Below are 12,583 nucleotides of genomic sequence, written 5' to 3'. Positions count from 1 at the left end.
CGCGCCTCGCCAGGCTCCTAGACTGGCCGCCATGGCGCCCCTCCTCTCCGACGTCCTCGAGACTCTTGAGCGCCGCTTCCCCGTGAGCGGCGCCGAGGCGTGGGACGCGCCCGGGCTGGTCGTCGGCGATCCGGCGGCGCGGGTCACGCGCATCCATCTCGCGGTCGACGCGGTCGCCGCGACCGTCGACGAGGCCACCGGGTTGGGTGCCGAGCTGCTGCTTGTGCACCACCCGCTGCTGCTGCGCGGCGTGACGACGGTGGCGGAGTCGACGGCGAAGGGTGCGCTCATCGCACGCCTCATTCGCTCCGGATGCGCGCTGTTCGCCGCCCACACGAACGCTGACGTCGTCGAAACCGGCACCAGCGCGCGGCTCGCTGAGCTGCTCGGTATTCTCGACGCCGCACCGGTCGTTTCCGGTGAGCCCGGCCGCGGCCTCGGCCGCGTCGGTCACCTCTCTGCGCCCATCACGCTCGCAGAATTCGCGCAGCGGGTGGCGGATGCGCTTCCCGCGACCGCGACGGGCGTCCGGTTCGCGGGCGACCCCGGCCGCCTCGTGACGATGGTGGCGGTGTGCGGGGGAGCGGGTGACTCGCTACTGGGCGAGCCGGCCGTCCGGAGCGCCGATGTGTACGTCACCTCCGATCTGCGACACCATCCCGCGAGCGAGGCGCTCGAGACGGCGGCGATCGCCGGGGGCCCTGCCCTGATTGACACCGCGCACTGGGCGAGCGAGTCGCTCTGGCTCGATGTGCTCGCCGACGAGCTGCGAAGCGATCACCCCGACGTCGAGGTGACCGTCAGCCGACTCTCGACCGACCCGTGGACGGCCGTCGTCCACCCCACGCGCTAAGCCCACTCACCACCCACCAGGAAGGCCCGCATCCCCGCATGGCTCTCACCGCCCCGCCCGAGGCCCAGGCGCTGCTGCTCGACCTGCAGCGCATCGACACCGAACTGCAACGCATCGCGCACCGCACACGCACCCTGCCCGAGCAACAACGCCTTGACGAGCTCACGGCCCTGACCCCGCAGGTGCGCGAGAACCTCGCGGCGCGCGACAACGAACTCGAGGACGCGCGCATCGAACTCGCGCGCGTCGAGTCGGATGTCGAGGTCGTCGAGAAGCGCATCGCCCGCGATGAGGGCCTGCTGCAGTCGAGTTCGTCGGCGAAAGACATCGCGGGGCTCGACCACGAGGTCGCGTCGCTGCGGGCACGACTGTCTGACCTGGAAGAGATCGAACTGGCCGTGATGGAGAAGGTCGAGCAGCTCGAGGCGGCCGTCGCCGACGCCCGGTCGACGCTGGCGAGCCACGAGTCGGCCGTGACGATGGCCACGGCGGCCCGCGACGAGGCGCTGGGGGCGCTCGCCCGCGACCGCGACAACCAGAGTGCCGATCGCGCCGACGTTGCCTCGCGCATCCCGGCCGAGTTACTTGCCCTCTACGAAAAGCAGCGCGAGCGCTACGGCGTGGGGGCGTCTCACCTGCGCTTCCGCGTGTCGAGCGCGAGCGGCGTCGAGCTGACCGGCAACGACCTTGCGGCCGTGCGCGCCGCGGCCCCCGACGCGGTCATCCTCTGCCCCGACTCGAACGCGATCCTCGTCCGCACTGCGGAGTCGGGCCTGTGACGCGCGAGCTCGTCGTCGAAGCAGACGGTGGCTCGCGCGGCAACCCCGGCCCTGCCGCCGGGGGTGCGGTCGTCATTGACCCCGCGACTGGGGAGGTCGTCGCCGAGCTCGGGGTCTGGGTGGGAACCGCGAGCAACAACGTGGCGGAGTACCGCGGCATGATCGAGGGCGTGCGCGCCGCCATCGCCCTCGACGGCGAGGCTGAACTCACCGTACGCATGGACTCCAAGCTCGTCGTCGAACAGATGATGGGCCGCTGGAAGATCAAGCACCCCTCGATGGCCGAGCTCGCCGCCGAAGCCCGCCAGGTGCTCACCGGCACGCCCGTGCGCTTCGAGTGGATTCCGCGCGTTCAGAACTCCCGCGCCGACGCCCTCGCCAACGAGGCAATGGATGCGCGGGCCTCGTTCCGTCGCTGACGCACCTCGCGCATCCGCTCTTCGCGGCTTTTCCTCGACGCTCACCGGCTGAGGGCGTACGCTGAGGGCGCTCGAGCGCGGCGTCACTCGAGCGATGCGCGATCGGAATACCTGCCCGGGTCCGGACGGTTCCGATATTCCGCCAGTTCGGGGTCTACCCATGAACGGTTCGTCGTTCGAACAACACGTGATCGACGCGTGCGTTGCGGTTGCCACGGGGCTCCTGCACGACACGGGTCTTCCCGGCACCTCGCACGCTCTCGTTGACGAGACCGCCAAGCTTTCAGGCTTCGAATCAGTCGCACTGTCGGCGGTGACCGCTGACGGCGCGCTGCGGCTGAGGTCGGTCACCGATGAGCGAGCGCGGCGGCTCGACGCGTTTCAGCTTGCGATGGGAGCGGGCCCGATCATCGAGTGTTGGGGTCTCGGTCATGGCTGGGCGCTGGGCGCCCTCAGCGAGGCCGGGCGCCGCTGGCCCGCCTTCCGAGCGAGCGCGGTCGGCATGGACGTCGGATCCATGGTGACGATTGCCGTTCGCGCGGATGGCCGTGCGCTCGGCGTCCTGAGTCTCTATTCGACGTCAACCGACGTGCCATCGTCCGCCGCTGTTCGCGGTGCGACAGCTCTCGCCGCCATCGGCGCTGTCGGTCTGGTCGTCGAGCAGGAGCGGGCGGCTGGGCGGCGAGAGGCTGACACGCTACTTCGGGCCAGCCACGATCAGATTGCTCGTGATCGCGCGGCCGGCATCCTCGCGGGAGTCTGTGGGATCGGAATTGACGACGCGTTGACGGCGCTGGACAACTGGGCAGCTTCTCGGACATTGTCGCCCGACACCGTCGCTCGGGGAATCATCGCGCGAGAGACCCCTGGTCTCTTTCCCCTGGTTGTGGCGGCTGCTCACGCTGGCAGCGCTGATCAGCTCGACCGTGGCAGCGCCCGCCTGACCCTCGAGCGCTACGATGTCGACGGCAAGCGGGTCGACCAGACGGTCGCGTCGGATGCGCGCCCCGAGTAATCGGGGAACGGCACCGCCGAGGAACGTCCGGGCTCCACAGAGCAGGGCGGTGGGTAACACCCACCCGGAGCAATCCGCGAGAAAGTGCAACAGAGAGCAGACCGCCGGCGGCTTCGGCCGCCGGTAAGGGTGAAACGGTGGTGTAAGAGACCACCAGAGCCCCGAGTGATCGGGGCTGCTGGGTAAACCTCGCCCGGAGCTAGATCAGACAGGCACCCGTGACGCTGCTCGCCGAGGTGCCGGGTAGATCGCTAGAGGGTGTCGGCAACGCCACCCCGAGATAGATGGCCGTCCCTCAGGGCTGAGCCCCGAGGACAGAACCCGGCGTATCGGTCGGCCCGCTTGCCCCCACTGCAGAGCCCCGCGGAACGCCCTGTGACGACGGGTTAGAGGTCGTGACCGTCGATGCGGCGCTCGACGATGTCGGCCGCAAGTGCGCTGATTGAGCGCCCGCTGGCGATCGCGGCCGCGCGCAGCCGGGCAAAGGCGTCTGTCAGGCTGATGTCGAGGAGCGCGCTCAGCATCCCGGTTGCCTGGTGCACTTCACGCCGCAGGCCGCCGCGTGCGTCGGCATCACCCTCCTCCGGTGCGTCTGCCACTCGCACCGCTCGACGAACAGTCGGAAGCGTGATCGCGCGCGCAATCTCGAGGGCAGTGAGCCACTGCGCTTCGGTGAGCCCGCCCGGCGTCGTTCGATAGAGACCGGCGACACCGATCGTGGCGGAGCCGAGCACGAGCGGGAGCGCGAGTACTGCGTGGATGCCGAGTGCGAGCAGGCCCTCGGCAAGCAAAGGATTCACCGTCGCCCGCGCGTCCGCGGCGTCCAGGTCGGGGATAAAGCGCGCGGTCGCGGTGGCGCTTGCCTGGGTCAGTGGGCCGATGCCGAGCTCCAGCTCCCACTCGTCCCAGCGCGCGGCAACCGGATCGCTCGCCGCGACCCCAGTACGCAGTCCCACCCCGTCGATGACGGAAACGAGCGCCCCTGTGAAGGGCAACGCGATCAGGAACGGGTCGCAGAGCGCCACGACGTCGTCGCTCGAACCGTGCAGAAACTCTGACATCGGGGCTCCCGCCTGCGTCGGCCGGCGGAGCATCGGCCACAGAGGTCGACAGCGTCGGTCTCTGAAGTGTACGGGTGAGGGCATCGGCGCGTCGCCGGCGGGCGTAGACTCGGCCCCACTCGGGGAGCAGGCAGGCGACCCGGCAAGACGACGATCACGGTCAGTAGTCACCGCGACGCGCGATTCCTGTCTCGCTAGGACGTCTCATGATCGATAGACAGCGTGAGCAGCGCGTGTCTGACGCGTTCGTGGCGGTCGCCGATATTTTGGTCTCCGACTTCGACATCATCGATCTGCTCCAAACACTCGTCGAGGTCTCGGTGACGGTGCTCGATGTCGAGGCGGGCGGCATCCTGCTGGCCGATGACGACGGCACCCTGCAGCTCGTGGCGTCGACGAGCGAGCAGGCGAAGCTCGTTGAGGTCATGCAGCTGAGTGCCGGTGCCGGCCCGTGCGTCGATTGCTTCGAGGCGGGGCAGCTCGTCGTCGTCGATGACATTGCGGCTCAGCGTGACCACTGGCCACGCTTCAGCGACGAGGCGTTAAGCCAGGGCTTCGCCTCCGTCTTCGCGACCCCCATGCGATTGCGCGGTGAGATTCTCGGCGCCATGAACCTGTTCCGTACGCGCGCCGGCTCCCCGACGACCGAGGATGCTCTGCTCGCCCAGGCGCTCACCGACGTCGCGACGATCGGCATTCTGCATGAGCGCACCATTCGCGACAGCACGATCCTCGCAGAACAGTTGCAGCGAGCCCTCGACACACGGGTGCTGATTGAGCAGGCGAAGGGCGTGCTCGCCATTGTCGGCCCGTACACGATGGACGAGGCGTTCACCGCGATGCGCGACCACGCACGCACCCACGACTTGGCTCTCCGCGACGTCGCTCAGGGGGTTGCCGACCGATCGTTGATCGGACTCTTCTCGATCAGCGCTGATCACGAGCGACGCGACACGCCGCGCTGACCCGGCATATACCCTCCCGGGCATGGCTCGGAGCGTAGCGTCGCAGACATCTACCGAGCAGTTGCTCATCGCCATCACGGCTGGGAAGTCGTACACAGACCCCGAAAGCCGTATGTCTGCTTCGTCACTTGGTCCTGTCCGTTCGACCACTCCTCGTCCTGCCGATTATGTGCACCCGACGAGCACCTACGCCGCGCTCATGCGCACGGTTCGTGACGCCGGCCTCCTGCGCCGCCGAACGGGCTTCTACTACGCCGTCTTCGCCGGCCTCGCCGTCGCCCTGGGCGGCGCCATCACCGGTTTCGTGCTCCTCGGCGACAGCTGGTTCCAGCTGCTCATCGCGGCAGCCCTCGGCATCATCCTCACCCAGATCGCCTTCGTCACGCACGAGGCGGCGCACCGCCAGATCTGGACCTCCGGAAAGACGAATGACCGTGTGGGCCGCATCCTCGCCGCCGGCGTCGTCGGCATCAGCTACCACTGGTGGATGCACAAGCACTCGCGCCACCACGCGAAGCCGAACCAGCGCGGGGCCGACCCCGACATCGAGCCCGACACGATCGTCTTCACGCCGGAAGACGCCGAGAAGCACACCGGCTTCCTCGCCCTCATCACGCGCAAGCAGGGCTACCTGTTCTTCCCGCTGCTGACGCTCGAAGGGCTCAACCTGCATGTGCAGGGTGTGCGTTCGCTCATGCAGAAGGGCCGCATCGAGGGCCGCGCGCTCGAGCTCACCCTCATCACGCTGCGCCTCAGCCTCTACATCGCCGTGCTGTTCTGGGCCCTGCCGCTCGGCATGGCCTTCGCCTTCCTCGGCGTGCAGATGGCCGTCTTTGGCGTGTACATGGGTGCGAGCTTCGCCCCCAACCACAAGGGCATGCCGATCTTGCCGGCCGATAGCCCGCTCGACTTCCTGAGCCGTCAGATCATCACCTCGCGCAACATTCGCGGCGGCTGGTGGGCGACCGCCCTGTTCGGCGGGCTCAACCACCAGGTCGAGCACCACCTGTTCCCGAACATGCCGCGTCCGGCGCTGTCGAAGGCCCGCGAGATCACGCGTGAGTACGCGAACCAGCTCGAGATTCCGTACACCGAGGCCGGTGTCGCCGAGTCGTATCGCATCGTCATCCGCTACCTGAACGAGGTGGGGCTGAGCGCGCGCAACCCGTTCGACTGCCCGCTGGTGAACCGTTTCCGTACCACCTGATTTCTGGATGCGCGTCGCGATCGCGCGCGCAGCATCCGCCCCTGAGGGCGCGGTCCGCGAGGGCCGCGCCCTCAGCCGCGTTCCGTCATACTTGACGCGAGGCACCCCGTCGAAAGGATTGCGATGACGCAGCGACTCATCATGGCCGTTTCCGTACTGTCCGCGCTCGTGATCGCGGGCGTCTTCATCTGGTACGTCGCCGTCAACTACGTCCTGGCGTAGCGCTAACCGAGGGCCCTCTGCGCGTTCAGCCGTGTCGATGGGCGAGCGCCGCGGCGCCCATGAGACCAGCGTTGTTGCGCAGCGTCGCGGGCACGATGGGCGTGCGCAGCCGAAGCAGCGGCAGGAATTCTTCGTGGTGCTTCGACACCCCGCCACCGACGACGAACAGCGTGGGGGAGAAGAGAAACTCGACGTGGGCGTAGAAGCGCTGCAAACGCACCGCCCACTCCTCGAAGCTCAGCTCGTCGCGTTCCCGCACCGAGTTCGCGGCCCACGTCTCGACGTCGGAACCGTCGAGCTCGAGATGCCCCAGCTCGGTGTTCGGCAGCAAAACCCCGTCATGAATGAACGCTGAGCCAATGCCGGTGCCGAGCGTCGTCACGATCGTGAGCCCCGCGCGGCCGGCGGCGGCCCCGTAGCGTGCCTCGGCGTAACCGGCAGCGTCGGCGTCGTTGACGAAGTGGATGTCGCGGCCGAGCGCCTCGGCAAACAGGCGGTCGGCATCCAGGCCGATCCACTCGTCCGAGACGTTGGCAGCCGACATGGTGTGCCCGTCGAGCACGATCGCGGGGAAGCAGACGCCGACTGCGTCGAGCTGCTCCGCGCCCAGCTCGTCCGCAATCTCGGCGACGACGGCGATGACGTCGTCGGGTCGTCCGCCCTCGGGGGTCGAGCGCTTGACGCGCTCACTGACGAGTTCGCCCGAGTCAAGGTCGACGAGAGCGCCCTTGATGCCGGTGCCGCCAATGTCGATGCCGATCGCCTGGGTCATCGCTCTGCCTGCCTCTCGCGAACAATCGGGGATGCGCGCCCTACGGCAGCGTCAGAACGTCGGCGCCGCGCTCGGTCACCACGAGGGTGTGCTCGAACTGTGCGGAGTACTGCTTGTCTTTCGTCGTGACTGTCCAGTCGTCGGCCCACATGTCCCACTCGTGGGTGCCGAGCGTCAGCATGGGTTCGATCGTGAACACCATGCCCTCCTGGATCGTCTGGTCGTAGAGCGGGGCGGCGTCGTAGTGGGGGATCACGAGCCCCGTGTGAAACGAGGTGCCGACGCCGTGCCCGGTGAAGTCGCGCACGACTCCGTAGCCGAAGCGCTTGGCGTACGCCTCGATGGCACGCCCGATGACGTTGATGGGGCGGCCGGGGGCGACCGCCTTGATGCCGCGGCGCAGCGCCTCCTCAGTGCGCTCGACGAGCATCCTCGCCTCGTCGGCGACCTCACCGGCGAGGAAGGTCTTGTTGAGGTCGCCGTGCACGCCGTCCTTGTAAGCCGTGATGTCAATGTTCACGATGTCGCCCTCGGCGATGACGGTGTCGTCGGGGATCCCGTGGCAAATCACCTCGTTGAGGCTCGTGCAGCACGACTTGGGAAACCCGCGATAGCCGAGCGTCGACGGGTACGCGCCGTGACCGGTGACGTACTCGTGGGCGATGCGGTCGAGCTCATCGGTCGTGACGCCGGGGCGAATGGCCGCGCCGACAGCCTCGACGGCGCCAGCCGCGATCGTCCCGGCGGCACGGATGCGCTCGATCGTCTCCGCATCGTAGACGTCGCCGCCGAGGTGCTCGGGCGGGGTGGGCTTGCCGACGTAGGGCGGCCGCGGGATGGCGGCGGGAACCGCGCGCTGGGGGGTGAGTTGCCCCGGAATCAGTCGGCCGGAGTCGTCGCGGGGCATAGCGTTGAGTCTATCGAGCGCGAGGAGACGCCCCGACGCTCGGGCAGGGGAGGCAGTCATGGCCTGGTGGTACAACCACAAGACGGGCGAGGTCGAAGAGGGCCCGCAGTCACTCGGCGGTGACCGCTACGGCCCATTCGCGAGCCGCGAGGAGGCCGAGCGGGCTCCCGAGACGCTGCTCCGCCGTGCGGCCGAGTGGGAGGCGGACGAGCGGGAGGAAAGCTAGCTCTCGGCCATCGGCGCCACGTTCGCTGCGCCCGTCGCTACTCGCGCTCGCGGTGCGCCTTTTCGGCCGTCTCGTCGCTGTAGCTGTGTGCCTCGTCGGGGTAGGCGCCCGACTCGACGTCGGCCTTGTACGCGACGGCGGCGTCGAACAGCACCGTGCGCAGGTTCGCGTACTGCTTGACGAACTTCGGGATGCGCCCACTCGTGAGGCCCGCCCAGTCGGTCCAGACGACCAGCTGGCCGTCGCAATGCGGGCCCGCTCCGACGCTGATGGTGGGGATGCTCAACTCGGCCGTCACGCGCTCGGCCGCCTCTGCGGGCACCATCTCGAGCACGACCGCAAACGCTCCCGCCTCCTCGACCGCCTTCGCATCGGCGAGCAGCTGATCGACGGCGCTGCCGCGGCCCTGAATGACGTGCCCACCGAGACCGTGCTCCGACTGGGGAGTGAAGCCCACGTGCCCCATGACGGGGATGCCCGCCGACACGATGCGGCGGATCTGTTCAGCAGAGCGCACCCCGCCCTCGAGCTTGACGGCGTGCGCGCCTGTCTCTTTCATGAACCGGAAGGCGGTGTGCAGAGCCTCGTCGGCGCCCGTCTCGTACGAGCCGAAGGGCATGTCCGCGACGACGAGTGCGCGCTTCACGCCGCGCACGACACCGCGGGTCAGCGGAATGAGGTCGTCGATTGTGACCGGCAAGGTCGTGTCGTAGCCGAGCACGGTGTTGCCCGCCGAGTCGCCGACGAGCAGAAAGTCGATGCCGGCCTCGTCGAAGATCTGGGCGGTGAGCACGTCATACGAGGTGAGCCCCGTGATCGTGATGCCCTGCTCTTTCGCCCGAGCAAAGTGGCGGATACGGACGCGCTTCGGTGCCTCAGCCATGCAGCGAGCCTAGACCCGTCACCGGTCAGTGGGCCGATACGCGCGGCGCATCGCGCCGCGACGGCTACAGGTCAGTGGGCCGATAAGTAATGGGCAGTCGCCGATCGCGCCCGAACGCGATCGCCGAAATCTTCGGCCCGATCGCCCCCTGGCGCCGCTTCCACTCGGCGCGATCCACGAGGCCCGTCACGAACTCGACGATCTCGCGGTCGAATCCGAGCGCCACGATGTCGTCTTTGCCGAGTAGCTCCGAGATGTAGTGCTCGAGAATCTCGTCGAGCACCTCATAGGGCGGCAGCGAGTCTTGGTCGGTCTGATCGGGCCGCAGTTCGGCGCTCGGCGGCTTCTCGATCGAGCCGACAGGGATCGGCGGCGTCTCACCACGGGCTTCGGCGTGCGCGTTGCGCCAGCGGGCGAGCTCCCACACCAGCAGCTTTGGCACGTCTTTGATGGGTGCGAAGCCGCCGACCGAGTCGCCGTAGATCGTCGAGTAGCCCACCGCGAGCTCGGTCTTGTTGCCGGTGGTGAGCACGAGGTGCCCGTGCATGTTCGACAGCCCCATGAGGATCACCCCGCGGATGCGCGCCTGCAGGTTTTCGGCCGCGACGCCGTCGAGCGCCAACTGCGTCTCGACGGGAGCGACAAGCTCGGCGATCGCCTCGGTCGAGTAGTGGATGCCCGTGGCCGCGGCGAGCAGATCGGCATCGCTGCGCGAATGGTCGCTCGAGTACTTGCTCGGCATCGAGACGCCGTGCACCCGGTCGGCGCCGAGCGCGTCCACCGCGATCGCCGCACACACGGCCGAGTCGATGCCGCCCGAGAGCCCCAACACCACCGAGCGGAAGCGATTCTTCTCGACGTAGTCGCGCAGCCCCGTCACCAGGGCGTTCCACAGCTGCTCGCGGTCGTCGGGCAATTCGGCGACGGCGGGAGAGAGCGGTGGCTTGTCGCCAGCCGGGGCCCGGTCCAGCTCGACGCGGGAGACGCCCGCGGGTGCAGGGTGGTCACCCGCCTCTTCGGCCTCAACGTCGACGAGCAGCAGGTGCTCGGCGAACTGCGGTGCGCGGGCGAGGATGCGGCCGGCGCCGTCGACGACCACACTGTCGCCGTCGAATACGAGGTCGTCCTGACCGCCGACGATGTTCACGTAGGCGACGACCGTGTCGGTCTCGGTCGCTCGGCGGGTGACGAGCGGCAGGCGCACCTCGTCCTTATCTCGCTCGAAGGGCGATGCGTTCAGCACGAGCAGCAGACCCGCGTCCGATTCGAGCACCCGCCCCACCGGGCCGCCATCGCGCCACAGGTCTTCACAGACGATGATCGCCGCGTCCACGCCGCCGATGCGCACGACGAGCAGCTCATCGCCCGGAATGAAGACCCGATACTCGTCGAAAACCGAGTAGTTCGGCAGGTGATGCTTGGCGTAGCGGGCGACCACGCGGCCGTGCTGCAGCACGCTCGCGCAGTTCTGGGCGATCGCCGTCGGAGCGTTCGAGCCACCGAGGGCGCGCGGCTCGAACGGACCGTCGGGGTGACCGACGATCACGGCGAGCGAGCCGAGACCGGCAGCATCCAATTCGGCAGCGAGCGTCTCGACCGCGGAGCGGGCGGCGGTGAGAAACGACGGTCGCGACGCGAGATCTTCAATGGGGTAACCCGACAGCGCCATCTCGCCCGAGACCAGCAGATCGGCACCCGCGGCGTGGGCATCGCGGGCCGCGGCAAGAAGCTGCGCGGCGTTGCCCGCGAGATCGCCGACAACCGGGTTCGTCTGGGCCAGGGCGACGCGCAGGCGGGGCATACCCAGTAGCCTAATGGCGGGCCATGCGGGGTCGCCGAGAGGCGTCGCGTGGCCGCGACCAGCGAGCGTGAACGGCCCGGCAGCGGGCCAAGCGAAAGGGCAGCATGGACAAGCAGAGGGACTTCGTTCTGCGCACCATCGAAGAGCGCGGCGTCAAGTTTGTACGCCTGTGGTTCACCGATGTCGTCGGCACCCTCAAGATGGTCGCCATCGCACCGGCCGAGGTCGAGGGCGCATTCGCCGAGGGCCTCGGCATCGACGGCTCGTCGATCGAGGGCTTCACCCGAGCCTTCGAGGCCGACGTGCTCGCGCACCCCGACCCCACGACGTTCCAGATCCTGCCGTGGCGGGGCGATGTCGACCCCACCGCCCGCATGTTCTGCGACATCACGACCCCCGACGGGCAACCGGCCGCCGCCGACCCGCGCCAGGTGCTGAAGCGCACGCTCGCGAAAGCTGCCGACGCCGGCTTCACCTTCTACACGCACCCCGAAATCGAGTTCTACCTGCTGAAGAGCTCGAAGTTCGGCCCCGAGGGCCCGCAGCCGGTCGACTCGGCCGGCTACTTCGACAACGTTCCGGGGGGTTCGGCCCACGACTTCCGGCGTCGCGCCGTGCGCATGCTCGAAGACCTCGGCATTTCGGTCGAGTTCAGCCACCACGAGGCGGGTCCTGGTCAGAACGAGATCGACCTGCGCTACGCCGACGCGCTGACGACGGCCGATAACATCATGACCTTCCGCACGGTCGTGAAAGAGGTCGCGATCGAGCAGGGCGTGTACGCGACGTTCATGCCGAAGCCGCTCGAGAAGCACCCGGGTAGCGGCATGCACACGCACATGTCGCTCTTCGAGGGCGACACCAACGCGTTCTTCGACCCGGGCGGGCAGTACCAGCTGTCGCAGATCGGCCGCCAGTTCGTCGCGGGCCTTTTGCACCATGCCCCCGAGATCACCGCGGTCACGAACCAGTTCGTCAACTCGTACAAGCGCATCTGGAGCGGTGACGAGGCCCCGAGCTACGTGACCTGGGGCCACAACAACCGCTCGGCGCTCGTGCGCGTGCCGCTCTACAAGCCCGGCAAGGGTCAGAGTGCGCGCGTCGAGTACCGCGGCCTCGATTCGGCGGCGAACCCGTACCTGGCGTACTCGCTGCTGCTCGCGGCGGGTCTGAAGGGCATCGAGAACGGCTACGAGCTGCCGCCCGAGGCCGAAGACACCGTGTGGGCCCTCAGCGAGGCCGAGCGTCGCGCGCTCGGCTACAAGGGGCTGCCGGCGAGCCTTGACCGCGCACTTGGCCTCATGGAGGAGAGCGAACTCGTCGCCGAGACGCTCGGCGAGCAGGTGTTCAACTATGTGCTGCTCAACAAGCGTCGCGAGTGGCGCGAGTATCGCGCGCAGGTGACGCCGTACGAGCTCGCGAGCAACCTCGAGATCCTCTGACGACCCCGCCGCTGACCTCGCCGCGTTCGCG

Annotated in this window: 12 protein-coding genes and 1 other RNA gene; 8 read left to right on the top strand and 5 right to left on the bottom strand. The window is 68.4% G+C overall.

What is annotated here, in order from left to right; all coding sequences use genetic code 11:
• The first annotated feature begins 31 nt into the window (after nt 1-31).
• From EV141_RS01015 to rnpB, 4 genes are all read left to right on the top strand, one after another.
• Nucleotides 32-853 carry a Nif3-like dinuclear metal center hexameric protein gene (locus tag EV141_RS01015; RefSeq protein WP_130484122.1) on the top strand — a complete coding sequence of 274 codons (822 nt, stop codon included), beginning with the start codon at nt 32-34 and terminating at the stop codon, nt 851-853.
• Between the two features lie 38 nt (nt 854-891).
• On the top strand, nt 892-1,632 hold the full coding sequence (locus EV141_RS01010) for a zinc ribbon domain-containing protein (protein WP_130484121.1): 741 nt from the start codon (nt 892-894) through the stop codon (nt 1,630-1,632).
• Nucleotides 1,629-2,051 (top strand): reverse transcriptase-like protein, encoded by a 423-nt coding sequence (locus tag EV141_RS01005; RefSeq protein ID WP_130484120.1) that lies wholly within the window; start codon nt 1,629-1,631, stop codon nt 2,049-2,051. The genes EV141_RS01010 and EV141_RS01005 overlap by 4 nt, the downstream gene beginning before the upstream one ends.
• A gap of 973 nt (nt 2,052-3,024) precedes the next feature.
• Nucleotides 3,025-3,411, top strand: an RNA gene (gene rnpB, locus EV141_RS01000) — RNase P RNA component class A.
• A gap of 41 nt (nt 3,412-3,452) precedes the next feature.
• Here the strand turns inward: rnpB and EV141_RS00995 are convergent.
• The gene (locus tag EV141_RS00995; RefSeq protein WP_157985473.1) at nt 3,453-4,127 is read right to left on the bottom strand and encodes an ANTAR domain-containing protein; all 675 of its coding nucleotides are present in this window, start codon (nt 4,125-4,127) and stop codon (nt 3,453-3,455) included.
• 206 nt (nt 4,128-4,333) lie between these two features.
• Between EV141_RS00995 and EV141_RS00990 the strand changes: the two genes are divergently transcribed.
• Nucleotides 4,334-5,092, top strand: coding sequence for a GAF and ANTAR domain-containing protein (locus EV141_RS00990; RefSeq protein WP_130484118.1), 759 nt, complete (start codon nt 4,334-4,336; stop codon nt 5,090-5,092).
• Between the two features lie 112 nt (nt 5,093-5,204).
• A complete protein-coding gene (locus tag EV141_RS00985) occupies nt 5,205-6,299 on the top strand; it encodes a fatty acid desaturase family protein (protein ID WP_130484819.1) in 1,095 nt (364 codons plus the stop codon).
• A 247-nt stretch (nt 6,300-6,546) separates the two neighbouring features.
• Here the strand turns inward: EV141_RS00985 and ppgK are convergent, their stop codons facing one another.
• Complete coding sequence (ppgK, locus tag EV141_RS00980; RefSeq protein WP_130484117.1) at nt 6,547-7,293, bottom strand: polyphosphate--glucose phosphotransferase; 747 nt, start codon at nt 7,291-7,293, stop codon at nt 6,547-6,549.
• A 40-nt stretch (nt 7,294-7,333) separates the two neighbouring features.
• Nucleotides 7,334-8,200: a type I methionyl aminopeptidase gene (map, locus tag EV141_RS00975; RefSeq protein WP_130484116.1), complete on the bottom strand. Its 867-nt coding sequence runs from the start codon at nt 8,198-8,200 to the stop codon at nt 7,334-7,336.
• Between the two features lie 58 nt (nt 8,201-8,258).
• Here map and EV141_RS00970 point away from each other — a divergent pair, with 58 nt between their 5' ends.
• Nucleotides 8,259-8,426: a methionine aminopeptidase gene (locus EV141_RS00970; RefSeq protein WP_130484115.1), complete on the top strand. Its 168-nt coding sequence runs from the start codon at nt 8,259-8,261 to the stop codon at nt 8,424-8,426.
• A 37-nt stretch (nt 8,427-8,463) separates the two neighbouring features.
• Here the strand turns inward: EV141_RS00970 and panB are convergent, their stop codons facing one another.
• On the bottom strand, nt 8,464-9,309 hold the full coding sequence (panB, locus tag EV141_RS00965; protein ID WP_130484114.1) for a 3-methyl-2-oxobutanoate hydroxymethyltransferase: 846 nt from the start codon (nt 9,307-9,309) through the stop codon (nt 8,464-8,466).
• Between the two features lie 64 nt (nt 9,310-9,373).
• Nucleotides 9,374-11,110 carry an NAD+ synthase gene (locus tag EV141_RS00960; protein ID WP_130484113.1) on the bottom strand — a complete coding sequence of 579 codons (1,737 nt, stop codon included), beginning with the start codon at nt 11,108-11,110 and terminating at the stop codon, nt 9,374-9,376.
• A 104-nt stretch (nt 11,111-11,214) separates the two neighbouring features.
• Between EV141_RS00960 and EV141_RS00955 the strand changes: the two genes are divergently transcribed.
• On the top strand, nt 11,215-12,552 hold the full coding sequence (locus EV141_RS00955; RefSeq protein WP_130484112.1) for a glutamine synthetase family protein: 1,338 nt from the start codon (nt 11,215-11,217) through the stop codon (nt 12,550-12,552).
• Nucleotides 12,553-12,583 lie beyond the last annotated feature (31 nt).

Source organism: Microcella putealis (genome assembly GCF_004216575.1).
GTDB lineage: Bacteria > Actinomycetota > Actinomycetes > Actinomycetales > Microbacteriaceae > Microcella > Microcella putealis.
Note: the sequence above shows the minus strand (reverse complement) of the source record. Positions and strands in the feature narration are given on the sequence as shown.

Excerpts from the sequence above, each read along its gene's own strand:
- map (WP_130484116.1), bottom strand. The coding sequence starts at position 8,200 with ATGCCCCGCGACGACTCCGGCCGACTGATTCCGGGGCAACTCACCCCC.
- EV141_RS00960 (WP_130484113.1), bottom strand. The coding sequence starts at position 11,110 with ATGCCCCGCCTGCGCGTCGCCCTGGCCCAGACGAACCCGGTTGTCGGC.
- EV141_RS01010 (WP_130484121.1), top strand. The coding sequence starts at position 892 with ATGGCTCTCACCGCCCCGCCCGAGGCCCAGGCGCTGCTGCTCGACCTG.
- EV141_RS00955 (WP_130484112.1), top strand. The coding sequence starts at position 11,215 with ATGGACAAGCAGAGGGACTTCGTTCTGCGCACCATCGAAGAGCGCGGC.
- EV141_RS01015 (WP_130484122.1), top strand. The coding sequence starts at position 32 with ATGGCGCCCCTCCTCTCCGACGTCCTCGAGACTCTTGAGCGCCGCTTC.
- panB (WP_130484114.1), bottom strand. The coding sequence starts at position 9,309 with ATGGCTGAGGCACCGAAGCGCGTCCGTATCCGCCACTTTGCTCGGGCG.
- ppgK (WP_130484117.1), bottom strand. The coding sequence starts at position 7,293 with ATGACCCAGGCGATCGGCATCGACATTGGCGGCACCGGCATCAAGGGC.
- EV141_RS00985 (WP_130484819.1), top strand. The coding sequence starts at position 5,205 with ATGTCTGCTTCGTCACTTGGTCCTGTCCGTTCGACCACTCCTCGTCCT.
- EV141_RS00970 (WP_130484115.1), top strand. The coding sequence starts at position 8,259 with ATGGCCTGGTGGTACAACCACAAGACGGGCGAGGTCGAAGAGGGCCCG.
- EV141_RS00990 (WP_130484118.1), top strand. The coding sequence starts at position 4,334 with ATGATCGATAGACAGCGTGAGCAGCGCGTGTCTGACGCGTTCGTGGCG.
- EV141_RS00995 (WP_157985473.1), bottom strand. The coding sequence starts at position 4,127 with ATGTCAGAGTTTCTGCACGGTTCGAGCGACGACGTCGTGGCGCTCTGC.